At 63.1% G+C, this 25,506-nt stretch carries 24 protein-coding genes; 14 read left to right on the forward strand and 10 right to left on the reverse strand.

Features of this window, described 5'->3' with window-relative positions:
• Positions 1-230: 230 nt before the first annotated feature.
• Positions 231-1,358: an anhydro-N-acetylmuramic acid kinase gene (locus ACTJKE_RS15720; RefSeq protein WP_058328238.1), complete on the reverse strand. Its 1,128-nt coding sequence runs from the start codon at positions 1,356-1,358 to the stop codon at positions 231-233.
• A gap of 98 nt (positions 1,359-1,456) precedes the next feature.
• Between ACTJKE_RS15720 and tyrS the strand changes: the two genes are divergently transcribed.
• Complete coding sequence (gene tyrS, locus ACTJKE_RS15725) at positions 1,457-2,710, forward strand: tyrosine--tRNA ligase (RefSeq protein ID WP_440691963.1); 1,254 nt, start codon at positions 1,457-1,459, stop codon at positions 2,708-2,710.
• Positions 2,711-2,761: 51 nt separating this feature from the next.
• Here tyrS and ACTJKE_RS15730 read toward each other — a convergent pair whose 3' ends face one another.
• A complete protein-coding gene (locus ACTJKE_RS15730) occupies positions 2,762-6,154 on the reverse strand; it encodes a YhdP family protein (RefSeq protein WP_440691965.1) in 3,393 nt (1,130 codons plus the stop codon).
• A 412-nt stretch (positions 6,155-6,566) separates the two neighbouring features.
• Here ACTJKE_RS15730 and ACTJKE_RS15735 point away from each other — a divergent pair, with 412 nt between their 5' ends.
• From ACTJKE_RS15735 to ACTJKE_RS15755, 5 genes are all read left to right on the forward strand, one after another.
• Positions 6,567-7,034 (forward strand): peroxiredoxin, encoded by a 468-nt coding sequence (locus tag ACTJKE_RS15735; protein WP_058328241.1) that lies wholly within the window; start codon positions 6,567-6,569, stop codon positions 7,032-7,034.
• An 8-nt stretch (positions 7,035-7,042) separates the two neighbouring features.
• The gene (locus ACTJKE_RS15740; RefSeq protein WP_058324144.1) at positions 7,043-7,870 is read left to right on the forward strand and encodes a ferritin-like domain-containing protein; all 828 of its coding nucleotides are present in this window, start codon (positions 7,043-7,045) and stop codon (positions 7,868-7,870) included.
• Between the two features lie 103 nt (positions 7,871-7,973).
• Complete coding sequence (locus tag ACTJKE_RS15745) at positions 7,974-9,305, forward strand: M23 family metallopeptidase (protein WP_058324143.1); 1,332 nt, start codon at positions 7,974-7,976, stop codon at positions 9,303-9,305.
• 199 nt (positions 9,306-9,504) lie between these two features.
• Positions 9,505-11,019, forward strand: coding sequence for a DEAD/DEAH box helicase (locus tag ACTJKE_RS15750; RefSeq protein ID WP_440691967.1), 1,515 nt, complete (start codon positions 9,505-9,507; stop codon positions 11,017-11,019).
• 8 nt (positions 11,020-11,027) lie between these two features.
• Complete coding sequence (locus ACTJKE_RS15755; protein ID WP_058324141.1) at positions 11,028-11,495, forward strand: NUDIX domain-containing protein; 468 nt, start codon at positions 11,028-11,030, stop codon at positions 11,493-11,495.
• Between the two features lie 97 nt (positions 11,496-11,592).
• Here the strand turns inward: ACTJKE_RS15755 and ACTJKE_RS15760 are convergent, their stop codons facing one another.
• The 7 genes from ACTJKE_RS15760 to ACTJKE_RS15790 form a co-directional block, all read right to left on the reverse strand.
• On the reverse strand, positions 11,593-11,910 hold the full coding sequence (locus tag ACTJKE_RS15760; protein ID WP_058324140.1) for a TfoX/Sxy family protein: 318 nt from the start codon (positions 11,908-11,910) through the stop codon (positions 11,593-11,595).
• A gap of 4 nt (positions 11,911-11,914) precedes the next feature.
• The gene (locus ACTJKE_RS15765) at positions 11,915-13,531 is read right to left on the reverse strand and encodes an NTP transferase domain-containing protein (RefSeq protein ID WP_440691969.1); all 1,617 of its coding nucleotides are present in this window, start codon (positions 13,529-13,531) and stop codon (positions 11,915-11,917) included.
• Positions 13,528-14,235 (reverse strand): XdhC family protein, encoded by a 708-nt coding sequence (locus tag ACTJKE_RS15770; protein WP_440691971.1) that lies wholly within the window; start codon positions 14,233-14,235, stop codon positions 13,528-13,530. Before ACTJKE_RS15770 ends, ACTJKE_RS15765 begins: the two co-directional genes overlap by 4 nt.
• A 2-nt stretch (positions 14,236-14,237) precedes the next feature.
• Positions 14,238-14,570: an XdhC family protein gene (locus tag ACTJKE_RS15775; RefSeq protein ID WP_057250185.1), complete on the reverse strand. Its 333-nt coding sequence runs from the start codon at positions 14,568-14,570 to the stop codon at positions 14,238-14,240.
• Positions 14,571-14,594: 24 nt separating this feature from the next.
• Positions 14,595-15,848, reverse strand: coding sequence for a vWA domain-containing protein (locus ACTJKE_RS15780; protein ID WP_440691973.1), 1,254 nt, complete (start codon positions 15,846-15,848; stop codon positions 14,595-14,597).
• Positions 15,849-15,850: 2 nt separating this feature from the next.
• On the reverse strand, positions 15,851-16,780 hold the full coding sequence (locus ACTJKE_RS15785; protein WP_057250181.1) for an AAA family ATPase: 930 nt from the start codon (positions 16,778-16,780) through the stop codon (positions 15,851-15,853).
• 126 nt (positions 16,781-16,906) lie between these two features.
• Positions 16,907-17,356 (reverse strand): flavin reductase family protein, encoded by a 450-nt coding sequence (locus ACTJKE_RS15790; RefSeq protein WP_440692030.1) that lies wholly within the window; start codon positions 17,354-17,356, stop codon positions 16,907-16,909.
• 331 nt (positions 17,357-17,687) lie between these two features.
• Here ACTJKE_RS15790 and ACTJKE_RS15795 point away from each other — a divergent pair, with 331 nt between their 5' ends.
• The 7 genes from ACTJKE_RS15795 (at position 17,688) to ACTJKE_RS15825 (ending at position 23,652) form a co-directional block, all read left to right on the forward strand.
• Positions 17,688-18,776 (forward strand): branched-chain amino acid ABC transporter substrate-binding protein, encoded by a 1,089-nt coding sequence (locus ACTJKE_RS15795; protein WP_057250178.1) that lies wholly within the window; start codon positions 17,688-17,690, stop codon positions 18,774-18,776.
• Entirely contained in the window at positions 18,773-19,780 is a 1,008-nt protein-coding gene (locus tag ACTJKE_RS15800; protein WP_057250176.1) for a P1 family peptidase, read from the forward strand. Before ACTJKE_RS15795 ends, ACTJKE_RS15800 begins: the two co-directional genes overlap by 4 nt.
• 75 nt (positions 19,781-19,855) lie before the next feature.
• Positions 19,856-20,533 carry a ribulose-phosphate 3-epimerase gene (gene rpe / locus ACTJKE_RS15805; RefSeq protein WP_057250174.1) on the forward strand — a complete coding sequence of 226 codons (678 nt, stop codon included), beginning with the start codon at positions 19,856-19,858 and terminating at the stop codon, positions 20,531-20,533.
• The gene (locus ACTJKE_RS15810) at positions 20,530-21,273 is read left to right on the forward strand and encodes a DUF2259 domain-containing protein (RefSeq protein WP_440691976.1); all 744 of its coding nucleotides are present in this window, start codon (positions 20,530-20,532) and stop codon (positions 21,271-21,273) included. Before rpe ends, ACTJKE_RS15810 begins: the two co-directional genes overlap by 4 nt.
• Positions 21,270-21,830, forward strand: a complete 561-nt coding sequence (locus ACTJKE_RS15815) for a hypothetical protein (protein ID WP_440691978.1) — start codon at positions 21,270-21,272, stop codon at positions 21,828-21,830. Before ACTJKE_RS15810 ends, ACTJKE_RS15815 begins: the two co-directional genes overlap by 4 nt.
• A gap of 62 nt (positions 21,831-21,892) precedes the next feature.
• Positions 21,893-23,194, forward strand: a complete 1,302-nt coding sequence (gene purB / locus ACTJKE_RS15820) for an adenylosuccinate lyase (RefSeq protein WP_058328249.1) — start codon at positions 21,893-21,895, stop codon at positions 23,192-23,194.
• 152 nt (positions 23,195-23,346) lie between these two features.
• Positions 23,347-23,652 (forward strand): PilZ domain-containing protein, encoded by a 306-nt coding sequence (locus ACTJKE_RS15825; protein WP_110878658.1) that lies wholly within the window; start codon positions 23,347-23,349, stop codon positions 23,650-23,652.
• A gap of 92 nt (positions 23,653-23,744) precedes the next feature.
• Here the strand turns inward: ACTJKE_RS15825 and ACTJKE_RS15830 are convergent, their stop codons facing one another.
• A complete protein-coding gene (locus ACTJKE_RS15830) occupies positions 23,745-24,560 on the reverse strand; it encodes a DUF2189 domain-containing protein (RefSeq protein WP_057248964.1) in 816 nt (271 codons plus the stop codon).
• A gap of 257 nt (positions 24,561-24,817) precedes the next feature.
• On the opposite strand from ACTJKE_RS15830, the gene ACTJKE_RS15835 reads away from it, so the two are divergent.
• On the forward strand, positions 24,818-25,372 hold the full coding sequence (locus tag ACTJKE_RS15835; protein WP_057248963.1) for an RBBP9/YdeN family alpha/beta hydrolase: 555 nt from the start codon (positions 24,818-24,820) through the stop codon (positions 25,370-25,372).
• Positions 25,373-25,506: the final 134 nt, after the last annotated feature.

Consider the following 25,506-nt stretch of genomic DNA (forward strand, 5'->3'; position numbering starts at 1 on the left):
CGCTGTCGGCTCTTTACGGCAATGGTGAGGAATGCGACCGTGAAAATCTGCGCAATGATAAAGTTCACAGCCAGCAGAGAGATCGCACCACCCATCGAAGAACCCGAAACCTTCGTCCTGCGGCTAGCCGCCTTTCGCCACCTCCGGTGGTCGCGGAGGCCGATCCTAATTGGCCGATGCGAAGAATTGATTAATCCATTCGGTGGATAGCATATACCGTTTCGGGCCTATCAGCGAGCAGGTCTGGCGGCTTGTTTTCCGCCCGTGACAGGCCGCCGGACCCCGGTCGTTCCCGGATAGGTCAGCGGCAAGCCCTGCAGCGATCTTACGGCGAGATAGGCCCAGGCCTCGGCCTCCATGGAATCGCCGTTAAAGCCGGCGTCCTCCGCCGGCAGCACCGCTGCACCCTCTTCCTTGGCGAGCGCCGCGAGGTCGCGCATGATCACCGGATTGAGGCGGCCGCCGCCGCAGATGATGTAGGTCGATGGCCGCTGCGGCAGGTGTACGGCCGACTTGAGGATCGCCGCTGCGGTCACATGGGCAAGCGTGCGGGCGCCGTCGGCAAGACCGGCGTCGCTTCCCGTCGGCGGCGCAAAATCGTTTCGGTCGAGCGACCGGCGCTGCTTCGCGGTGAAAAAGGGATTGGCGAGGTAGCGCTCCGCGAGATCGGGAAGAACGGCGCCCTCGCTGGCGATCATGCCGCCCTGGTCAAAGGGAATGCCGGCATGTGCCTCGACCCATTGATCGATCAGCGCGTTGCCCGGGCCGCTGTCATAGGCAACGAGCGTTTCGCCCGCGCCGATGAAGGTCAGGTTGGAAATGCCGCCGATATTGACGAAGACGACCGGCGCCGCGAGACCGGCTGCACCCCGCGCCAGAGCGGCGTGATAGGCGGGGATCAGCGGCGCGCCCTGCCCGCCATGCACCATGTCGTTGGCGCGCATGTCGTAGACGACGTCAATAGCCGTTTCGCCGGCAAGCAGCGGGCCGTCGCCGATCTGTACCGTCAGGGCTTCGTCGGGACGGTGCAGCACGGTCTGCCCGTGGAAGCCGATCACGTCGATAGCCGTCGGCGACAGGTCGTTTTGCTGCAGGAAGGCTTTGACTGCTTCGGCATGCCGCAGCGTCAGGTCGCGCTCAAGCTGCGACAGCGCGCCGGGCCTTTGATCCCGTTGCGTGATCGTCTTTGCGTCGACCAGTCCCTGCTTCAGCCGGTCGCGAAAGCGGGCGTCATAGGCAAAGCCGGCGGAGGGGCCGCGCTCGACGATGTCTTCGCCGTCGGTCCTCAGCATGGCGACGTCGATGCCGTCCATGCTCGTGCCGCTCATCAGGCCGATTGCCGTTCTTGTCCGTGTCATGCCGTCAACATTTCCAGAATCACTTTTGAAGTGATTATGCGCGGAAACAGTGCTAAACGCCCGTTCGTTCAAAAACTTCCCCGCAAGAGAGACAGATCATGTCCGGTTTCAAGTCCGATTTCCTTCACACCCTCAGCGAGCGTGGTTTCATCCACCAGATCTCCGACGAGTCTGGCCTGGATGAACTGTTCCGGAAGGAAATCGTGACGGCCTATATCGGCTTCGACCCGACCGCACCGAGCCTGCATGCCGGCGGTCTCATTCAGATCATGATGCTGCACTGGATGCAGGCGACCGGCCATCAGCCGATCTCGCTGATGGGCGGCGGCACCGGCATGGTGGGCGATCCGTCCTTCAAGGACGAGGCGCGCCAACTGATGACGCCGGCGACGATCGAAGCCAATATCGCCAGCATCAAGACGGTCTTCTCCAACTATCTCACCTATGGCGACGGCCCCAAGGACGCGTTGATGATCAACAACGCCGACTGGCTGCTCGGCATCAACTACCTCGAGTTCCTGCGCGACGTCGGCCGTCACTTCTCGGTCAACCGCATGCTGTCCTTCGACAGCGTCAAGACGCGGCTCGATCGCGAGCAATCGCTGTCGTTCCTCGAGTTCAACTACATGATCCTGCAGGCCTACGACTTCGTGGAACTGCACAAGCGCACCGGCTGCCGCCTGCAGATGGGCGGATCGGACCAGTGGGGCAACATCATCAACGGCATCGACCTCGGCCACCGTATGGGCACGCCGCAACTCTACGCGCTGACCTCGCCACTGTTGACGACGTCGTCGGGCGCCAAGATGGGCAAGTCGGTCAACGGCGCGATCTGGCTCAACCCGGATATGCTGTCGGCCTATGACTTCTGGCAGTACTGGCGCAACACCGAGGACGCGGACGTCACCCGCTTCCTGAAGCTCTATACGACGCTGCCGATGGCCGAGATCGTGCGGTTGTCGAAGCTTGGTGGCTCCGAGATCAACGAGGTCAAGAAGATCCTGGCGACGGAGATCACCGCCATGCTGCACGGCCGCCCGGCCGCCGAGCAGGCGGCGGAAACCGCGCGCAAGACCTTCGAGGAAGGCGCGCTCGCCGACAACCTGCCTTCGGTCGAAATCCCGACCGCCGAGCTCGAAGCCGGCCTCGGGCTTTTGACGCTGATCGTGCGCGCCGGCCTCGCCGCTTCTAACGGCGAAGCCCGTCGCCATGTCCAGGGCGGTGCCGTCAGGATCAACGACGAGGCGGTCAGCGACGAGCGCCGCCTGATCGGCATCGGTGACGTCACCGCCGATAATGTCGTCAAGCTGTCGCTCGGCAAGAAGAAGCACATCCTCGTGCGCCCGGCCTAAGCCGAGCCACAACGAATAGACGACTGAGGCCGGCCTTCGCGCCGGCCTTTTTCATTGGAACTCGAAGATGCTGCGGAAGACGCCCGGCGCGATGATCGACAGGGGATTGACCGTCAGCTTCGGCTGATTGAAGGGGCCGTTGAGCTTGAAGGTGATGCCGAGCAGGCCACGATCGCGGCCGTTGCCAAGCAGAACACCGATCAGCGGCAATTCGCCAAAGATACGGTTCAGGCCATAGGCCGGCATGAAGGTGCCGGTCATATCCATGATGCCGTTGTTGTCGCGCACCGTCCCCTGGAAGGTCGCGCCGACATCGGTTCCGCGCAACACGCCGCCGTCAACGCGGATCGCGCCGCGGTCGAGCGCCAATTGGGCGAAACCGCGCTCGAAGCGGGCCGAACTCACGTCGATGTCGCGGCGGACCGCTTGATTGAGGCTTCGCCCGTCGGAGCCTGTTGGCGTCGACACCATCGATTGCAGGCGTTGTTCACCGACGAGCTGGAACTTGCGGATGTCGACGCTACCGCGCCAGGAACGCCCGCCACGATCGCGCAGTTTGAGATTGAGCAGGCCGCCGCGCATGTTCTGGTAGATATCGGCAAAGCGTGCCAGCGCGCCGGCGTCGCCTGCGGTCAGCTCAAGCGTATTATCGGCGCCGGCCTTGGCGATCCGGGCGACAAGCGCCTGACCGCTGCCGGTGACAGCCGAAAGATTGACGTCCTCGATCTGGCTGCCGCGTTCGGCATAGACCAGGTTCACATTCGACAGGGATTCGCCGTTGAAGCCGGTGACGCGATCGAGCTGGGCCTTGATGGTGATGTCGTCGCCGCCGCCCTGGCTCTGGTCGCTTCCCGCCTTCATCTGCGCGAGGATCGGCCTGATGTCTGCAGCTGCGCCGCTGAGCGTGGCCGTATAGCCCCCCTTGCCGCGGTCGACCGAAACCTTGAAGTCGTCGCCCTGGGCCAGTCGGACGTTGTCGAGGCGGGCGGAGACCAGTCCGCCGCCGTCCACCTGCAGATCACCCCGTGCACCGAAACCGTCTCCGGCGACGGCAAAATCGGTGATGACGACGGTGTCATTAGACTTGCTCGCCGTGAAACGCGCCTCCGCCGGAATGCCGGCTCCTTTGCTCCAGCCGATCCACGGCAAGGACAGAGCGGCCTTTGCGAGCCCGATCTTCGCCTCTACCCGATCCTGATCGCCAATCGTCACGTCGGCACTGATCGGTCCGGAGACGATCTTCGACAGGCCCGGCGCCAGCTTCTGCCAGACACCCTGGTCCAAGGTGCCTGAAATCTCACGCGAGCGCTTGACCTTCGAATCGCTATCGACCGGTTCCGTCAACGCAATGCTGACCTTGGCGCCCTCCAGTTGCGCGTCGGCATCGAGCACGGCCTGCTGATTGTCGACCCGGAACGTTCCGACGAGGTCGGATACCGGCCGGCCATAGAACGCCCTGTTGACGCTGACCTTGTCCAGTTGCATCTCCACCTGCCACAGCGGCTTGGGCGGGCGCTGGTCCGAGATCAGGCCGAAGCGCGCACCGACAAGCGCGGTGAGAGGACCGCTGAAGTCCTCCGGCAGCAGCGACGTCTTTTGCAGTGCCTGGATCGGTTTGTAGGTGACGAGTTCGGCAATCGCATCCGCAGCACCTCCAACCTCGATCTTCATCTCCGCCATCAGCGGCTTGGTGTAGACATCGGGGAGGATGAAGTCGCCGCCGTTGAGCGCCACGGACCGTCCCGACGGGAAATAGGCGGTGCCCTGCCCGATCTCAACCGTCATGCGCTGGCCGCTCAGCTTGAACTTGCCGGAGGTGTCGCGCAGCGGCGGTATCTCGCCGGTTATGTTGATGCGGGTGTCGTCGATGTCGAAGTTGATGTTGAGCTCCTGTTCGTTGAGCTTCAACTCCCCTTCGTTGTTGGCAATCCGGCCTTCGGCAACTGACACTTCGATGCGCGCATTGGTGACTATGCCGCCGAAGAGGTTGCCGATCGCCCAACGGCGAGCGCCCTTGGCGATCCACCACGGCCACAACTGCTTGACGGCCGTCGCCTCCATGCGGTCGCTGACGGCGGCAAAGCTGATCTGCGGCGAGGTCTTGCCGAAGGCGACCGAAAGCGAGCCATACATCGAGCCAAGCGGGCTCGACACGGCGAGCTGATCGAAGATCAACCGGTGGGTGTCTGCGGTGAACCGGCCGCTTGCCTTGGCATCGAAGGTCAGCGGCTGATCGGTGACGTCTTCCGGGGCCGAGCTTGCGTTCTTCAGGAGGAGATCGATCACGAAGCCATTGTCCGTGGCGCCGGCAAGTTTGTCGAGGTCGATGACCGCGCCGGTGAACGGAAAGGTCGAGCGGCCGATCTTGACGACCGATGGCAGGATCTCGACCGCGGAGCGCCCGAAATCATAGGCGATGTCCATTTGCGACGGATTGAGCGTCGAGACGAGGCCGCCGGCATGGAAGGTGCCCTTGGAGGTGCGCACTGCCACGCGCAGATCCGGCTTCGCCTCCCCGACTGCCCGCGTCGCGTTCAACGTCAGCCCTGCCGTCGCGTCGATGCCAAAGGCCTGCTCCGCACCCGACTTGCCGTGGTAGAAGAACGGCGCGAGAGGCAGATTGGTGATCGCCGCATCAAAGCCGGTCACGTGCCCTCTCTGGCCAAGCGCGTCGGCGGTGATATCGACCTCGACACCATCGACGGTGGCGCTGCCCTTGACGCTCATCGAACCGCTGGCATCCCGGTTGAATTCGAGTGCGGAGGCGACGACCGGAACGACGCGGTTGCGGGCGCCGACGACGGAAAAACTGAAGTCGGAGAGTGTTACGGTCTGGCTGCCCCGCCCGGCCGCCATCTGCGACATGCGGTCGACATGGGAGAACAGGGCCTCGAGCGCATCGCCGACATCGGCGATACGGATCTTGGTGAGATCGAGCGGCTCGCCCCGAGGAAGGAGCCCGGTATCGAAATCGCCGCCTTCCGCTTCAAGGCTGGAGACGGCGATGCGGCCGGTCATCAGCGCCAATGGGTCGAGTGCGATCGAGATCGAGCGAAGCTTCGCGACGGGTTGGCCGGATGCCGCTTCGCTGAGCGCCACCTCGCGGGCCTTGAGCGCAATCGCGCCGCTTGCCGTCACGCGCACGACCGTGCTGCCGACGTCGGCGCGGTAGGCGTCTCCGAGCGCAGCATTGAGGGCCGTCCGGGCACGCGCGTTCAGCGTGCTGTCCATCATGCCGCTTTCGATCACGGTCACGAGGATCGCCCCTATGATGAGGGCGAGCAGGGATATGGACAGGGCAATCTTGGCACAGAGACGCAGCAGGGCGCGCTTGCGTGGTGCGTGCACGATCATGGGATCGTGAGCCTGCGCCGAAGGCAACGCATGCAGCGCGACGATGTCTTTCTTGCGAAAGCCGACTTTTTCGCCGCGGATCTCACTCATCAGCGTGGACGTCCTCCGTTCGATACGAGCTTTTTCGCCGCGCCTTTTTTTCAATCGTTGCGGACGGCTGGTTCTCGTTTCCTGTAGACCACATGTCGTCGTGCAGAGTCACCATGAGACGCGGGACCATGCTGTGGAAAGCCACCACCCTCAACGGGAATCGCGCGGGCGAGCGACTGCAACGTTTCGTAGCGGCTGACGCCGTCCGAAACCTGTCGAATCTAGCACAAATGCGCTGGACGGCAGTCGACGAATTTCGATATGCCCTACAGCGCGGCGTGCCTTAAGAGGCGCGCAGAAGTCGCTGTAGAACTTTGAGTTGCCGCAGATTTCGCATTGATCGGCAACGATCAAGGGCCACATGCAGTAGCGTCCGATTGTCTGCAAAACTTGGCAGAAGGAAGGTTTAATCATGGCAAGACCCGCTCCCGGAGATGTCGCTCCCGACTTCACGCTGCCGCGCGATGGCGGCGGCACGATCTCGCTTTCCGCCTTTCGCGGCCGCCCCGTCGTGCTGTTTTTCTATCCGAAGGACGATACGCAGGCCTGCACGCTGGAGGCGATCTCGTTCTCCGAACTTGCCGAAGAGTTTGCCGCAGCCGGCATAACGCTGATCGGCCTCTCCCCCGATTCGGTGAAAAAGCACGATCGCTTCGCCAAGAAGCACAACCTCACAGTGACGCTCGCTGCCGACGAGGAAAAGGCGGTGGTGACTGCCTACGGCGTCTGGGTTGAGAAAATGATGTACGGCCGCAAGTACATGGGCGTCGAACGCAGCACCTTCCTGATCGGCGCCGACGGCGTCGTCGTCAGGGTATGGGAAAAGGTGAAGGTCGACGGTCACGCCCAGGAGGTCCTGGCCGCCGCAAAGGCCCTCTGAGGAAACCCATGACCGAATTGCCCGTGTTTCACAGCCTGCGGGGCGGCGCAGTCGAAGCGATTCGCGCCGCCGACCTCGAGGTCAAGACGGCGCTTGCGCAAGAAACGGCACGGCGCTGGCAGCGCCGCACGCTGTCGCTGCGCTCGCCGCTCGACCGACCCGTTCCAGTTCGCCCCGGGCGGCCGGACAAGCCCGTACTGACACCGCCGACGCAGGTGAAGCGGCGGTCGCTCGGTTCCCTCAAGGGCCGCATCGCCTTGCTGCACTCGATCGCCCATATCGAGTTGAACGCCGTCGACCTGGCCCTCGATATCGTCGCCCGCTTTGCGACCGAGCCGGTGCCCAATTCCTTCTTTGACGGCTGGATGCGCGTCGCCTTCGAGGAGGCCAAGCACTTCCGGCTGGTCCGGCAGCGGCTGAACGATCTCGGTGCAGACTATGGCGACATGCCTGCCCATGACGGGCTCTGGCAAGCGGCGCACGATACCCGCAACGACCTGACGGCCCGCCTTGCCGTGGTGCCGCTCATTCTCGAAGCGCGCGGTCTCGATGTGACGCCGGCCCTTCAGGCCAAGATGCGCGAAACCGGCGACGTCGAGAGCGCCGCCGTTCTGGATGTGATCTACGAAGACGAGAAAGGCCATGTTGCCGTCGGTGCCAAATGGTTCCGTTTCCTCTGCGCCCGCGAGAAGAAGGATCCCGCGGTGACCTTCCAGGCGCTGGTGCGCGCCAATTTTCGCGGACCATTGAAGGCACCGTTCAACGACATTGCCCGCGCCGAGGCAGGCCTGACGCCGTCCTTTTATCGCTCGATGACCGCCTCGACCAACCGATAGCCGCATCACGCAACCGCAATCATCCTTACCAATTGTTAACCCTAACGAAGTGTAATGATCCGCAGGTGATGCGAGGCAACGCGCACATGGCGGGAGAGAACGGGTGTCTGGACGTTCGGCAAATCGTGCCTTCGGAAAACGTAAGGAAAATCACGTTCTGATACTGGCAAGTGGCGACAAGGTTCGCCACATGACGGTTCGTCCCTGGATGGCGGCAATCGCCGTATCCTTCGCCGGCGTCTGCAGCATCGGCTATCTCGCGGCCACATCCTATCTGGTCCTGCGCGACGATCTCATCGGCGGCACGATCGCCCGCCAGGCGCGAATGCAGCACGAATACGAGGATCGAATCACGGCATTGAGAGCGCAGGTCGATCGCGTCACCAGCCGGCAACTGCTCGACCAGCAGGTGGTCGAAGAAAAGGTCGAGAAGCTGCTGCGCCAGCAGATGGCGCTGACCTCGCGCAACGGAAAGCTCGGCGCCCTGGTCGAAAGGGCCGAAAGTTCCGGCCTGACGACGGAAAGCAACGGGACCCCGGAGATTGAACCCCTCGCCTTTGAGAAACGGGCCGACGCCAGCAGCGGCGGCGTAAAGGCGATCGAGAAATTGATGGGCCTGAGCGGCGCGTCGGTCACCGGTGCAATTCGTCCCGCTCCCCTCGCCTATGCCGCACCCGATGCGGCCGAATCGACCTCGGACCGTGCCGACCGGATATTCTCCAAAGTGACGCTGTCGCTGAAGGACGTCGAACTCGAACAAATGGCGCGACTGAAGCAACTGACGGATGGTGCTGCAAAGACGTCGGGTGCGATTCGCTCGATCGTCGGTCGGACCGGCGTCGACCTGCCGGTCGGCGATGTCGCAGCAATGGTCCCCGTCGCGACGTCTGACTCTGTCGATAGCGCCATTGGCGGCCCGTTCGTCGAACCGGCGAATGATGACGAGTTCGGCCAGTCGCTGGCGGCTCTCGATACGGCTCTTCTGGAACTGGAACGGACGCGGGCGCAGGTCCGCGCGCTGCCGTTCGGCAACCCGTCTCCGGCGAGCGACATCACCAGCGACTTCGGCAACCGTCTTGATCCGTTCCTCGGTCGCCTGGCGCTCCATGCCGGCATCGACTTCCGCGCGACGGTCGGCACGCGCATTCGCGCGGCCGCGCCCGGCACCGTGACGAATGCCGGCCTGACCGGCGGCTACGGGAACATGGTCGAAATCGACCACGGAAACGGCGTGTCGAGCCGATACGCCCACCTTTCCGCCGTTCTGGTGAAGGTTGGCGACCAGGTGACGGAAGGTGAAGTCATTGCCAAGTCCGGCAATACGGGTCGTTCCACCGGTCCGCACCTTCATTATGAAATCCGCCTGAATGGCGAGGCGGTGGATCCCATGCGCTTTCTCGATGCCAGCCGGAAGCTCGCCTCCTACATGAACTGACGGGTCGTTTGGCTGTCTCCAGGTCTTGCGCGGCTTGACAAGAAATGCGACAGATTCGCCACTATTTACCTTTTGCTGCTTCAACGTGCTGGATTTCTTGACTTTCAGCGACGTTCAGCTTATGAGCGCGGCCACGTCTCGTGCGTTTTCCATCGATCGATCAGTGTTCTATTGAACCGGAACGGAAACAGATTTCCCTTTGACCAATTTTGCTGACCTTGGCCTGAGCCAAAAAGTTCTCTCCGCTGTCACCGATGCGGGCTACACAATCCCGACCCCGATCCAGGCTGGCGCCATTCCGCCGGCCCTGCAGCGTCGTGACATTCTGGGCATCGCCCAGACGGGAACGGGTAAGACCGCTTCGTTCGTGCTGCCGATGTTGACGCTGCTGGAAAAGGGCCGCGCGCGCGCCCGCATGCCGCGCACGCTCATCCTGGAGCCGACGCGCGAACTCGCCGCCCAGGTCGCGGAGAACTTCGACAAGTACGGCAAGAACCACAAGCTCAACATCGCGCTTCTGATCGGCGGCGTTTCGTTCGATGAGCAGGATCGCAAGCTCGAGCGCGGCGCAGACGTTCTGATCTGCACGCCCGGCCGCCTGCTTGATCACTTCGAGCGCGGCAAGCTGCTGATGACCGGCGTCGAGATCCTGGTCATCGACGAAGCCGACCGCATGCTCGACATGGGCTTCATTCCCGACATCGAACGCATCGCCAAGATGATCCCGTTCACGCGTCAGACTCTGTTCTTCTCGGCGACCATGCCGCCGGAAATCCAGAAGCTCGCCGATCGCTTCCTGCAGAACCCGGAGCGCGTCGAAGTCGCCCGCCCGGCCTCCACGGCACAGACGGTGACACAGCGCTTCGTCGCGGCGCACGCCAAGGATTACGAAAAGCGCGCGGTGCTGCGCGATCTGATTCGCGCCCAGGACGATCTGAAGAACGCCATCATCTTCTGCAACCGCAAGAAGGATGTCGCCGACCTCTTTCGGTCGCTCGAGCGTCATGGCTTCTCGGTCGGCGCCCTGCATGGTGACATGGACCAGCGCTCGCGCATGGCCATGCTTGCCGGCTTCAAGGACAACAATATCACGCTGCTCGTTGCATCCGATGTTGCTGCCCGCGGCCTCGACATCCCCGATGTCAGCCATGTCTTCAACTTCGACGTTCCGATCCATGCGGAAGACTATGTTCACCGGATCGGCCGCACCGGCCGTGCCGGTCGCTCTGGCGCCTCCTTCACGCTTGTGACCAAGCGCGACACGAAGTTCTCCGATGCGATCGAGAAGCTGATCGGCCAGAAGGTCGAATGGCTGAACGGCGACCTTTCCAATTTGCCCGAGCCGATGGAAAGCCACGACAGCGGTCGCCGCGATCGCGGTCGCGATCGCGATGGCCGCAAGGACCGGAAAAAAGATGGGGATCGCGGCTCGAGGGCTCGCGCCGATCATAAATCCGATACCGTGCGTGTCGATAGTGAGGCCGAAGTTGCAACAGTCGTGGAAAGGGCGGAATCGGTGAAACCGGCACGCAGCGCAGAAAACAAGCAGGGACAGAACAACCGCGCCGATCGTCCGGTGCGCGCATCGAACCCGGCCAACGATGACAATCGCGATCGCCGCAACCGTCACCGCCGCGACTATGATGACGGCCCGACGCCCGTTGGCTTCGGCGACGAAATCCCCGCTTTCATGCTGATTGCCGGCAAGGCCTGATTAAACCTATGGGCCTGCCGGGCATCGATTTTCCGGGTCTCGGCTGCGGACTTGCAATCGTGCGCGACGGCAAGATCCTGCTCTACAAGCGCGTTAACGCGCCTGAAGCCGAGCACTGGAACATCGTCGGCGGCAAGGTCGATCATATGGAACGCTCGGAAGCCGCAGCGCGGCGCGAGGCCGAAGAGGAAAGCGGCCTCCAGATCCGTTCGAGCGAGTTCCTCTGCCTCAGCGAACAGGTGATCGAGGCTGACCGCCAGCACTGGATCTCGATGATCTATGTGACCCGGGACTTTATCGGTGAGCCTGAACTCACCGAGCCGGACAAGCTTTCCGCTCTCGGCTGGTTCGATCTCGATGCCCTGCCCCAGCCGCTGTCACGTTTTACGGCCGACGCAGTCGATGCGTTGCGCAGGCTGGAGCACAAGAGCGCCGTGCGTTCAAGCGAAGGCACAAAGGACGCTCTAGCACTTTGATTATAGAGCATCTTTCCGCCTCCAGTGATTCCACTTGAGAGCGGGATCCTCTAGCGGCGCAGTCGTCGCGGATTGCCTCCGCCGGCGGGTTTATCCTCTATTTTCTCGATCGTAACGCTGCTTCATAGGCAAGCCGCACCCAGCGCGCCATCTCGTCGGGGTCGTCAAAGGCGTCGTCCGGTATGCTCCAATAGGGCATCTTCACCGGCTTGCCCTTGCCATCATAGGCCCATTGCCGGGAGCCGGCCGCCTCGAAGGTCGGCGCCGTCTGCTCGTCCCCCTTCAGGAGGATTTCTCCGTCCACCTCGAGTGCGAAGATGATGCCCTGGCAATAGATCCCCTTGCCGCCGAACATCCGCTTGATGGTCACCGGCCCCAGCGTCTCGAACATCTCCTCGATGGCAGCATTGTCCACGCGTTCATTCCTCCAGGATACCGCCGGCAGCCACAATCTGCTCCGGCGTGTCGAGATCAAGCCGCGCCGCCGAACCAAGCTCGACATCGATGACCGGCAGTCCGCACTTCTCGATGATGTGCCTTGCGCCAACGTCTCCAACCAAAAGACGGACAGCGGAAAAGGTTTGCCGCGGCAGGATGACCGGATTGCCGCGTTGCCCATCGGCGGTTGCCCGAATGACGGCGCGGCCGCCTTCGGCCGCAAAACGATCGAGCAACCTGCGCAGATCGCCGCTGCTGACGCCCGGCATGTCGGCGAGCATGACCAACATGCCCGCGGATCGCTCGTTGATGGCCGAAAGTCCAATCGTCAGAGATGAGGCCATTCCGGACATGTAGTCTGGATTCGAGACGAGCTTCGCGGGCAGACCCTCCAACGCAGCGCGGATATCGGTCTCGCGGTGGCCGGTGACCACGACAACCCCGCCGGGGGCCGCAGCAATCGCTGCCTCGACGCTGCGGCGAACCAGCGGCACGCCGTCAAAGGTCGCCAGCAGCTTGTGCCCGCTGTCCGGTCCCATCCGGCTGGCGCGGCCGGCGGCCAGAACGACGATCTCGACCGGTCCCAACGGCAACGCCGTTGCTTTTTCACGCGGCTGCGGCCGGGTCGGGATTTCGCCGAGCAAACCACCGACGCCAAGGCCGGTTATGTCGTCGAAGCTCGGCCACTCGCCGGCGAGGATACGGTCGAGGATCCAGTCGAATCCGTTCTCGCGCGGGCTGCGGGCGCATCCGGGAGCCCCGATCACGGGGATCTCGCCGACACGGCCAAGAACGAGAAGATTGCCGGGATCGACGGGCATGCCGACATGATCGACGACGCCGCCTGCCCGACGAACCGCCGCGGGAATCACATCATCCGGATCGGCGACAGCGGAAGCACCGAAGACCACCAGCAGGTCATGGTCGGCCTGGAGTTCGTCGATTGCCGCGGCGACCGCGCCTTCCGTGTGTGCGACGCGTCGCTCGGTCACAAGCTCGCTTCCCGATTGCCGCAGGCGAGCCGCCAGGATGGTTTTCGTCTTGTCCATGACCTGGGGTTTCAGTGTCGGCAACTGAGTTGCTATTAGCGCTGCGCGTCGCGCGGAAAAGGGTTTTACTTCGAAGGCGGCATGGCTCCGGAGCAGCTTCTGTGCTTCCTCGACGAGTTGGCCGGCCACGGCGAGTGGAATGATCTTGATCGTCGCGACCATGTCGCCGGCCTGCACAGGCACATGGTCGGCAAGGCAGGCGAGCGTGATGGCGGGATCGATGCGGTTCAATCGGTTGACGGTGTCGCGCTTCGCGACGAAGAGGCCGGCAACCCGAGAGTAGACGTTCACACGCCCGGTTGCCGCCTGAGAGAAGCGCAGGTGGTCGGGTGCAATTGCCGCCGCAATGCGCGTTGCGGCCTCGTCTTCCATGAGATCGCCGGGGTCAAGGCGCGCAACAACCACCTCCAGCGTGCCGCAGGCGATCAAGGCGGCGATATCGGCGGGCGAAAGCCGGTGACCCTTCGGCAGCCGGATCTCATCCGTCTTGACCGCATGCGCCAGCATGGCGCCCTCCGCTTCGCTGGTCTTGACCGGCCCGAACCTCACGCAATCACTCCTTTGACATGGCTGGTATCGCGGCGCCGTAGCGCCTCGATGATTTCGGCCAGGATGGCGACGGCGATCTCGGCCGGGCTCGCCGCACCGATATCGAGGCCGATCGGTGCGCGGATGCGGGCTATGTCAACATCGGAAACACCGGCCTGTCGCAACCGTTCGACCCGTGTCGCATGGGTTTTCCGGCTGCCGAGCGCGCCGACGTAGAAACAGCCGGCTGCAAGGGCGACCCGGATTGGTTCGTCGTCGATTTTCGGATCATGGGTGACGGCCAGCACGGCGGTGAAGCGGTCGAGCGGCCTCTGTTTCAGGGCATCCTCGGGCCATTCGGCGATGAGCTCGACGCCTGCGAAACGTTCCGGCGTTGCGAAGGAAGTACGCGGATCGATGATCGTCATGTCGAAACCGGCAACGGGCGCCAGCTGGGCCAAGGCCTGTGAAATATGCACGGCGCCGATGACGAGAATGCGTGGCGGCGGCAAGTAGACATTGAGGAAGAAAGAGCCCTGCTCCGTCTCCATGATCCCGGCCTTGCCGGATTGCAGGGCGCGCGCGACCGGGCCGCGCCAGACATCCGGACAATCATCGCCCTCGAGATAGACCTGGCTGCTGCTGCCGGCTAGAGCGCTGACAGTGACAACCGCCCGACGCGCCGAACGCGCCGCATTGAGTGCTTCAAGAATGCTCCGTTCCATCGCTAGCCTTCGACCCGTTCAACAAAGACCCGAATCCTGCCGCCGCAGGAAAGCCCGACGCGCCAGGCGGTTTCGTCCGCAACGCCGAAATCGAGGATCCTTGGCGCGCCCGAAGCGATCACATCTGCCGCTTCGGTGATGACGGCGCCTTCGACGCAGCCGCCGGAAACCGAGCCCTGAAAATTGCCGTCGCCGTCGATCACCAGATGGCTGCCGACGGGGCGCGGCGCCGAGCCCCAGGTTTCGATCACGGTGGCAATCGCCACCTTGCGCCCTTCCTTCATCCAGGCTTGGGCGATGTCGAGCGGGTCCAGAACATTTGCAGCTTCCAGCATATTGTCACCCTCCCGCCGGACCGATCAAGATCTGAGGAACCGCCGCGGGTCAGCCTGCCGGGAACCCTGCCCGGAAAGCGCCTTCACCAGTTCCCCAATCGATTCAAGATTGTGCACCGCTCGGAATTCGTCAACATGCGGCAGCATCGCTCTGACGCCGCGCGCACGCGCCTCGAAGCCGTCGAAGCGCAGCAGCGGGTTGAGCCAGATCAGCCGGCGGCAGGACCGGTGCAGTCGATCGATTTCGATTTCAAGATCGCCCACATCGTCACGCTCCAGGCCATCGGTGATCATCAGCACGATGGCGCCTTGTCCGAGCACGCGCCGCGACCAGCGTCTGTTGAATTCATGCAGCGTTTCGCCAATGCGCGTACCGCCGGACCAGTCCTTCACCGCAGCCACGCAGTCGTCGATCGCGGCATCCGGATCGCGATTGCGCAACTGGCGGGAGACATTGGTCAGCCGTGTGCCGAACAGGAAGGTGTGCACGCGCCGCCGCTCCTCGGTCAACGCATGCAGGAAATGCAGAAAGATGCGGGTGTACTGGCTCATCGAGCCCGAGATGTCGGCAAGCACGACGAGCGGCGGATGCACCACGCGCCGCTCCCGGAACCGCGGCAGGATCAGTTCCCCGCCGAAACGCATCGCGTCACGCATGGTGGCGCGCGGGTCGATGCGGATCTGCCTCTTCGATGGGCGGAAGCGACGGGTTACGACACGGTCCATCGGCAGCGTCAGCGCGGCAAGGGCGCGTTTCGCCTCGGCAAGTTCGGCAGCACTCATCTGCGCGAAATCGGCCCGACGCAGGAGCTCGCGGCCCGAAACCGTGAAGCGCGCATCGATATCGATCTCGGGTTCCTCACGTGGCGGTCGATCCGCTTCGTGCCCGGAAAGCAACGCATCGCTGACGCGTGTCTCGCCGGCCCGCCGCTGTTGCCGCTCGCTTTCGCGCTCCGGCGCCAGCGGCGACATCATCGCGATCATCTTCTCGACGAGGCCGCGCGAGCGCCAGAACAGCCGAAAAGCTTCGTCGAACACCGGCTGGTCCTCATGGCGCTTCACGAAGACGCATTGCAGTGCGGCGTAAAACGCATCCCGGCCGCCGATCCCGATCAGCGCCACCGCATCGATGGCATCGGCAATCGCCCCGGGCCCGATCTTGATGCCGGCGCGACGCAGGGCGCGTGCGAAGAAGACGATGTTGTCGGCAAGCCGGCCGTCGCTTTCCCCTGGCGGCGGGACAATGGCACCATCCCTGTGCTGCTCCCGCTCCTCCATCGTCAGCCCGCTGCCAGCAGTTCCGCCTTGACTTCGGCGAGCAGCTTGCGCCCCTCGGCACCCTCTATCCTGGCGATGTCGTCTTGGTACTTGAGCAATGTTCCGAGCGTATCGGCGATCGTTTCCGGATCGAGCGCCAGTCGGTCGAGTTCCGTCAGCGCCGTCGCCCAGTCGATCGTTTCGGCAACGCCCGGGTTCTTGAAGAGGTCGACCGTCCGCAGCCGCTGCACATAGGCGATGACCTCGCGCGACAGCGTCGCGTTGCAGCCGGGCACCTTGCGGCGGATAATTTCCAGCTCCTGCGCCGCCTTGGGATAATCGACCCAGTGATAGAGGCAGCGTCGCTTGAGCGCGTCATGGATCTCACGGGTGCGGTTGGTGGTGATGATGACGATTGGCGGTTCGTCCGCCCGGATTGTTCCAAGTTCCGGTATCGTGACCTGAAAATCGGACAAAACTTCGAGCAGGAACGCCTCGAAGGCCTCATCTGTCCGGTCAAGCTCGTCGATCAGGAAGACAGGCGCGCGGCCCGCGCTGGAAGAAATTGCCTGCAGGACCGGGCGGCGGATCAGGAAGCGTTCGGAAAAGATATCGCTTTCGATCCGTTTTCGATCGACCTTGCCGGCTGCTTCCGATAGGCGGATTTCCAGCATCTGTGCCGGATAGTTCCATTCGTAGACGGCCGAGGCGACGTCGAGGCCCTCATAACATTGCAGCCGGATCAGAGGCCGATCGAGCGCCTTTGCCAGAACCTTGGCGATCTCGGTCTTGCCGACGCCTGCTTCGCCCTCGAGAAAGAGCGGGCGCTTCATCCTGAGCGCCAGAAACAGCACCGTCGCCAGCGCCGTTCCCGCGAGATAGTCATGCGCCTCCAGCAGCGCCATCGTCTCCTCGATGGACTGCGGCAGGGCTGTGGTCGCCTGTGTCGCCATGTCTCCTCCGCCACGGCTCGAATCGATAACTTGATGTTGAAAAGCGAATGAATTCACTCTTCCAACTCAAAGGCTTACGGCGATCTTCTCATGTCTCGATGGGCACGAAATCTCGCCACGTAAAACTTATAGCGAGTGGTATCCGCGGTCCACATAAATGAGTGGCGGCCGCGCCGGCCCGATGGCGACATCGACGACCTCGCCGAACAGCACCAGATGCGTGGCGATCGTCTGCACCTCGATGAGCCGGCAATCGAACGAAGCGATCGCGTTGGTGAGGATCGGAGAGCCTGTCGTCAGCTTGGTCCACTTGCCAAGGGCAAAGCGCAGATTCATGTCGAGTTGATCGCGGCCGGAAAAAGCGTGTGCCATGGCGCGATGTTCATCGCCAAGCAGATTGAGCGCGAAACTGTCGCTGCGCGTGAAGATCTCATTGCGCGGATTGGCGCCGTTGAGGCAGGCCAGAACCGTCGGCGGACTGTCGGACACGGAGCAGGATGCGGTGACCGTGACACCGCGCCGCTCGACACCATCGGCCACGGTGATGATCTGCACGTGACCGGCCAGGCGACTCATGGCGTCGCGGTAACTGATGGGGTCCAGCCGGCTCTTGTCCAACAATTCTTTCTCCGAGCGAAGTCAGCCACATACATAGACAGTACCGGGAAATATGAAACCCGCTGCAAGGAGAATCTTGCAGATCTGCGACACGGCAGCGACGCGGATAGAACCATCCGCGGCCGAAGTCACATCTTTTCCTTTGACGCGGCAGGGCACATCCTTAAAACATGCGGCCACTACCGTGCCGCGCGCCCGTCGCGACCGGCACGGATAAGGCAATGTTTGGGCTCGCCGCAGGGTCAGGATCCCTCCTGATCCGGGGAAAATGCGGCAGCGGAGAAAATGAATGCTTCGATCGATCGTCGCCAGCCTTGTCGTGGCCGGACTGGTACAGGCCGCACCCGCCGCGGCAGCCGGCATCAAGGTGGCCGTCGTCGCGCCGGTCGAAGGCCCGTTTGCACCTCTCGGCAAGCAGATCATCGATGGCGCCGCGTTCCAGGCCGGCGATCGCGGCAGTGAGATCGTCGTCATTCCAGAGAGTTGCGATACGGCCGGTAATGAAGCGCTGACCAAGGCGCTGCTTGCGGCCGGCGCCGAGGCAGCGATCGGGTTTCTCTGCACCGAAAGCCTGGACGCCACACTTCCGGCACTTGCCGAAGCGGGCCTTCCCGCCATCACCCTCAGTGTGCGTTCCGATGTCCTGATGGAAGATGCGCTGAAGAAGAAGTGGCCGCTCTTCCGTCTTGCGCCGAGCGGTAACGCCGAGGCTGCCAGCATCGTCGACACCATCGTCCAGCGCTGGAAGGACAAGCCGATCGCGTTGATCGACGATGGAACCATCCACAGCCGGGAACTGGTTGAAAGCGTACGCTCCGCCCTCGGCGAAATTGGGCTGACACCGGTCTTCACCGACACCTATCGGCCCGCCCAGGAGCAGCAGGTCAACCTGGTGCGGCGACTGGTGAAGAGCGGCGCGACCCATGTCTTTACCGGCGGCGACAGGCAGGACACGGCGGTGATCGCGCGCGATGCGCAAGGCGAAGGCGCGAGCCTCGCCTTGCTCGGCGGCGATGCGCTGAATGCCGCCGATCTCACCGTGCCGCTCGCCGATGGCGTTTTCGCGGTCACCTTGCCGGACGCATCGCAATCGCCCGAGGGCAAACCGGTCGCGGATGCCTTGCGCGCCGCCGGAACCGAACCGGATGGCTACGTATTGTCCGCCTTTGCGGCGGTCTCCCTGCTCGAGCAAGCCAAGGACCAGGCGGAAAAGGACGACAAGCCCCTTCTCGACGCATTCGCCAAAGGACCCTATCCGACCGTGCTCGGCCCCATTGCCTTCAACGCGCAGCACGAGCGCGCCGAAAATCCCTATCGCCTGATGCAGTGGCAAGGCAGCCGCTTCGTGCCCGCGCCTGCCGAAGGAACCGCCCAATGATGCGCACCGGACCGCTGAACCTGATTACCGACGTTGAGGGCCTGACGGTCGGCAATGCCGAGGATCACCGGCTGAAATCCGGCGTCACCGCCATCCTCTGCGATCCCCCGGCAACCGCTGCGGTTCAGGTGCTGGGCGGCGCGCCGGGAACGCGGGAAACCGATCTGCTCGACCCGCACAATACGGTGCAGACAGTCGACGCCCTGGTGCTTTCCGGCGGTTCGGCCTTTGGCCTCGATGCTGCGTCCGGAGCCCAGGCCGCGCTAAGAGAAATGGGCCGCGGCTTTGCCGTCGGTCCGCACCGGATACCGATCGTGCCCACCGCCATCCTGTTCGACCTGATCAACGGCGGCGACAAGGACTGGGGACGTTACCCGCCCTATCGCGAACTCGGCTTCGAGGCGGTTCGTCGCGCCGGCCCGTCGTTCGCGACCGGAACCGCCGGCGCCGGTACCGGCGCTCTGACCGCCGCCTTCAAGGGCGGCCTCGGCTCGGCATCGACCGTTCTGCCAAGCGGCATCACCATCGGCGCGCTCGTCGCGGTCAACGCGCTCGGCTCGGCGACCGTTGGAGATAGCAGGCATTTCTGGTCCGCACCCTTCGAGCTTGATGGCGAGTTCGGTGCGCTCGGCCTGCCGCATCCCCTGCCCGCTGACGCCGCCGATATCCGCATCAAGTTCCGCGACCGGCAGTCCGCAGCCGCCAACACGACGATCGCCGTCATCGCGACGGATGCAGTGCTCACAAAGGCCGAAGCGAAGCGCCTGGCAATCGCCGCCCATGACGGTTTTTCCCGAGCGCTCTGGCCGGCGCACACGCCGCTCGACGGCGATCTCATCTTTGCGCTTGCCACCGGCGCCAGCGGCAAGACCCCCACACTTGAGGATTTCATCGACCTCGGCGCGGTGGCGGCATCGACGATGGCACGCGCCATCGCCCGTGGCGTTCATGACGCGGCCCCGGCCGAAAACGACCTCATGCCGTGTTGGTCGCAGCTCAGCTGACGCAGCTTTGATCGCAGGCATGTTGTTTGCGCGGCCAGCCGGTGCTATTGCGCGGAAAACACGCTGGAGTGCGCCATGACCCATCCTATCCGCATTGCTCCGTCGATCCTGGCGGCCGATTTCTCCAAGCTCGGACAGGAAGTCCGCGACGTCGTCGATGCCGGCGCCGACTGGATCCATCTCGATGTCATGGACGGGCACTTCGTGCCGAACATCACCTTCGGCCCCGACGTGATCAAGTCGTTGCGCCGCTACACCGATGCGACGTTCGATTGCCACCTGATGATTTCGCCCGCCGATCCGTTCCTCGAAGCCTTTGCGAAAGCCGGCTGCGATATCCTCACCGTGCATGCCGAAGCCGGTCCGCACCTTCACCGTTCGCTGCAGACCGTCCGGTCGCTCGGCAAGAAGGCCGGTGTCTCGCTCAACCCGGCAACGCCGGAAAGCGCCATCGAATACGTGCTCGATCAGGTTGATCTCATCCTGGTCATGACCGTGAACCCGGGCTTTGGCGGACAGAAGTTCATCGAAGCTACGGCGGAAAAGATTCGCCGCATCAAGGCGATGATCGGCGATCGTCCGATCGAGATCGAAGTCGACGGCGGCATTACGCCCGACACGGCGGCTTTCGCAACCGGCGCCGGCGCCAACGTTCTCGTCGCCGGTTCGGCGATCTTCAAGGGCGGCTCCGTCGAAGCCTATCGCACGGCGATCGAGGCGATCCGCACGCCGGCAGAGAAGGCCTATCGATGACGCCGCGCGCGGCACTGCCCGGCGTGCTTTTGCTGGGCGCTGCGGCAGCCGCAGCGCCGGCCTTGGCGGGCGACTATGCCGCGCTCCAGCCGATCGGCTTTTCGGCCGACGGCAATGTCTTCGCCTTCGAGGAATACGGCGTTCAGGATGGCTCCGGCTTTCCCTATTCGACCATCTATGTGATCGATACGCGCAATGACAGCTTCTTGCCCGGTGCGCCGGTGCGCGCCGTCAGCCGCGAAGATGGCAGCCCGCTCTCCAAGGCGCGTCACGAGGCACGCCGCCGTGCGGCACCCTTGATCGACGCCTATCGCCTGGCTGATGCACCCGGGCTGCTTGCCGCCTTCAATCCGATCACCGAGGCGAACGCCAAGCCGCTGGCGCTGACCTACGATTCCTTTGCGGCCGACGAAGGGTTCCGCGAGACCTATTCGGTAACGCTCGAAGAGAAAACCTTCGAGCCGGAAGGCATCTGCAAGGACTTCCTGAAGGAGGTCAAAGGCTTTCGTCTGTCGATGACGATGAAGGCCGGCAAGCCGGCGACCGACGTCCTGCAGGACGATAGCCGCTTGCCCGAGAGCCGCCGCTGCCCCACCGGCTATCAGGTCGGTGGCGCTGTCACCCATCGGAATGACGACGGCTCCGATACCCATGTCATCATGGTTCTCGTCAAGTCGCTCGGCTTCGAAGGCACAACCGATGGACGCTGGATCGCGATCCCGACCCGGATCGCGAAATGAGCGATGCGGCGGCCGGCGTCGAGGCAAAAGCAGATCTGGCGCCGGTAGGCGTCCTGCGTCGACGCCGGCTCGCCCAATCCCTTCCGACGATGCGGGAGCTTGTCATCGGTGCGCCGCTCTGGGGCGGCGCGATGGTGCTTTCGGCCTGGTGCGGCCTCTGGCTTCGCGAGCGTGCTCTCACCTTTCATCTGTCCGAGCTGCTTCTGATCTTCGGCTTCGGGGCGCTTCTGGCCTGGGCGCCATCGCTGTTCCTGGCTCGACTTGCAGCCTTGGGGCGTCGGCCGGAAACGCGTTTTGCGGCTTACTTCTTCTTCCTTTCGCTAGGCACCGTCGCGATGACGGCGATGCTCTATGCTCTCGACTACCGGCAGTTTTACGCCCAATGGCACGCGCCTGCCGGCACCAGGACCTGGTTTTTCCAGCTCGCCTTCACCTCGCTCATCGCGTTCTACCAGTTTCTGGTGATGGGGCTTCGCCTCTATCTGCCCCTCGGTGGTGCTATACTCGTCGGCGTCAGCCTGTGGCTGGCGAGCGAGCGCACGAGCCAAACGCGTTGAGCTTCACGGCTATCTTTGCTAGAGGCACGGCCATCCTCCACTGACGACGAAAGCTAAAGCCCATGATCCCGCGCTACTCCCGTCCGGAAATGGTGGCCATCTGGTCGCCGGAAACCAAGTTCCGCATCTGGTTCGAGATCGAGGCTCATGCCTGCGATGCGCTTGCCGAAATCGGTGTGATCCCGAAGGATGCGGCCCGCACGATCTGGGAGAAGGGCGGCGCTGCCACCTTCGACGTCGCGCGCATCGATGAGATCGAAGCCGTCACCAAGCATGACGTCATCGCCTTCCTGACGCATCTTGCCGAATTCGTCGGCCCGGACAGCCGCTTCATCCACCAGGGCATGACCTCGTCCGACGTGCTCGACACCTGCTTCAACGTCCAGCTCGTCCGCGCGACCGATCTGCTGCTCGCGGATCTCGAGCATCTGCTCGAAGCTCTGAAGCGCCGCGCTTTTGAACACAAGGACACGGTGACGATCGGCCGTTCGCACGGTATCCACGCCGAACCGACGACGTTCGGCGTCAAGCTGGCGCTTGCCTATGCCGAGTTCGACCGCTGCAAGCAACGCCTGCTGGCCGCACGTGAGGAAGTCGCCACCTGCGCGATCTCCGGCGCCGTCGGCACCTTCGCCAACATCGATCCGCGCGTGGAAGAACATGTCGCCAAGGCGCTTGGCCTGAAGCCGGAACCGGTTTCGACACAGGTCATCCCGCGCGACCGTCATGCCATGTACTTCGCCACCCTCGGCGTCATCGCCTCGTCGATCGAGCGCCTGGCGACGGAAATCCGTCACCTGCAGCGCACCGAAGTGCTCGAAGCCGAAGAGTATTTCTCGCCGGGCCAGAAGGGCTCGTCGGCAATGCCGCACAAGCGCAACCCTGTTCTGACCGAGAACCTGACGGGTCTCGCCCGCATGGTCCGCGCCTTCTCGGTACCCGCAATGGAAAACGTTGCCCTCTGGCACGAGCGCGACATCTCGCACTCCTCCGTCGAGCGCATGATCGGACCGGATGCGACGGTGACGCTCGACTTCGCGCTTGCCCGCCTGACCGGCGTGATCGACAAGTTGCTCGTCTACCCCGAGAACATGATCAAGAACATGAACAAGTTCCGCGGTCTGGTTCATTCGCAGCGCGTGCTGCTGGCGCTGACCCAGGCAGGGGTATCGCGTGAGGATGCCTACCGCCTCGTGCAGCGCAACGCCATGAAGGTCTGGGAACAGGGCAAGGACTTCCTTGAGGAACTGCTGGCCGATACGGAAGTCCGTGCGGCGCTTTCCGAGGAAGACATCCGCGAGAAGTTCGATCTTGGCTACCACACCAAGCACGTCGACACGATTTTCAAGCGCGTCTTCGGCTGAGCCTGACAGTGCGCGGGTCACACGCCCGCGTTGCGCCTCATGAATATGCCCGCATTTGGCGCACATCGCTCAAATGCGGGCATTTCTTTTAGCGCGATATTCAGTGATCGTGTGTGACGATCCGGGCCTGTCAATTCAGGTTCGAGGATCACATGGCCTACAAGGACAGTACGGAGCGTGCGGGAGCACGCACACAGACGAAGATCACTGGCATGGTCACCTGCAAGACCGGGTCCAGCAACGGCGTCGTCAAGGACCTTTCGGACGAAGGCATCTGTTTCCAGCTCTATTTCGACATCGGCGCCAAGACGGGGCAGGAAGTGACGATCAGGAGCGAGGAACTGGGCTTCCTGACCGGCATGGTACGCTGGTACCGCGGCGACAAGATCGGCATCAAGCTCAATCTGTCGTCCAACACGGCGGCGCAGATTTCCTCCTACTACAAGTACTTTCGCTAAGCCGTAAGACCGGTCTTCGCTCACGCTTGAAAGCGCCGCAAGTCGATTGACCTGCGGCGCTTTTCGCGTTGATAGGTTGCGCCGTGACTCGCCTATCGTGAACCGGCGCGCGGACCTGGCTCCACCATCTTGCGATAGATATGCCATGTGGCGTGGCCGAAGATCGGCATGATGACGGCAAGACCGACGAAGACCGGGATCGAGCCGATCACCAAGCCAGCCGCGATGATGAAGCCCCAGAGCGCGACGGGTACCGGATTGACGAGGGTCGCGCGGATCGACGTTTCCACCGCCGCGACGGCGCCGACATCGCGATCGATCAGCAAGGGGAAGGATACGACCGTTGTCGCGAGCACGATGACCGCGAAGACGAAGCCGACGGCGTTGCCGACGAGGATCAGGTTCCAGCCCTGTTCGGTACCGATGATGCCGTTCCAGAAGGCAGCGATCGAAGCCGGCGGTTCGGCCCCGAAGATTTGTACGTAGAGCGCCTGGGCCACCAGCAGCCAAACAATGAAGACCACGAAAAGCATGGCGGCAACGGCCATGATCGATGGCAAGGCTGGAGAGCGATGCAGGCGAAGCGCATGCGGCCATGAATAGTCCATGCCGAGTTCACGCCGTCGACTGATTTCGTAAAGACCGATCGCCGCGACAGGGCCGATCAGGGCAAAGCCCGAGACCAGCGGATAAAGCAGCGGCAGCATGTTTGCGCCTGCGCTCCAGGTAATCAGCACGGCGCCGGCAATCGGGTAGATCAGGCATAGAAAGACGTAGTGCGACGGCTTTTCGCGAAAATCTTCAAATCCGAGACGCAAGGCGTCGAACACATCCGAGACACCAATCTTCTTTATCCCGGGGTGGGCGACACTCGCATCCGCCCCCGACAGAACATGGAATGTTGTCATGGCTCACTCCTCAACGAACTAGAGCGGCCGCGGAACAGAGATGCGACGAAACAAAGTCGCACCAACCGCGACCGTCATGCCGATTATACAGAAAATGAAGGCGCTGTCGCCTGCTGCCTGTTTCTCCAGGTCGTCACCGATCCAGGGATGAAAACAACAGTCCTTCGAAGTGTTGCGGCGACCATGGCGCCTCTCAAATAGCGCACGGCGTTGCAGGTCTTGACTTCGGCCGCTTTCAGCGCCACATCGCGGCCACTATGAAAGTATCCGACGCCCATATCCTCATTGTCCCTGGCTACACCAACTCCGGACCGGAGCACTGGCAGACCCGCTGGGAGCGCAAGATGTCCACCGCGCGCCGCGTCGAGCAGGCGGAGTGGGCAAAGCCCGTGCGTGAAGATTGGGTGGCGCGCATGATCGAAGAGGTCAATGCGGCGGAAAAGCCGGTCGTCATCGTCGCCCATTCGCTTGGCGTCGCGACTGCGGTGCACGCCCTGCCCCACTTCAACAAGCCGATCGCTGGCGCCTTCCTGGTAGCACCTCCGGATGTGGCCAATCCGACGATCCGCCCGAAGCATCTGATGACATTCGGCCCCTATCCGCGTGATCCCCTGCCGTTCCCGTCGCTGATGGTTGCAAGCCGCAACGATCCTTTCGGTTCCTACGAACACGCAGACGATATCGCCAAGGCCTGGGGTTCGCTGCTCGTCGACGCCGGCGAATCGGGCCATATCAACACCGAGTCCGGGCATGGCCCCTGGCCGGAGGGAACGATGGTGTTCGCTCAGTTCCTGAGCCGCCTGAAGCCCTGATGCTTCGCCGCCCCGGTTGACGGCTGCTGCGACTTCCCATTAATCCGACGTTCATTGTCCGCGGTCATCATCGGTCGGCATGGCAACGTGACTCGTCGTCAAAGGGCGTTGAGCGCTGTCGAATCTTGATTTGC

It is taken from the genome of Ensifer sp. 22521, from assembly GCF_052044795.1.
Classification (GTDB): domain Bacteria; phylum Pseudomonadota; class Alphaproteobacteria; order Rhizobiales; family Rhizobiaceae; genus Ensifer.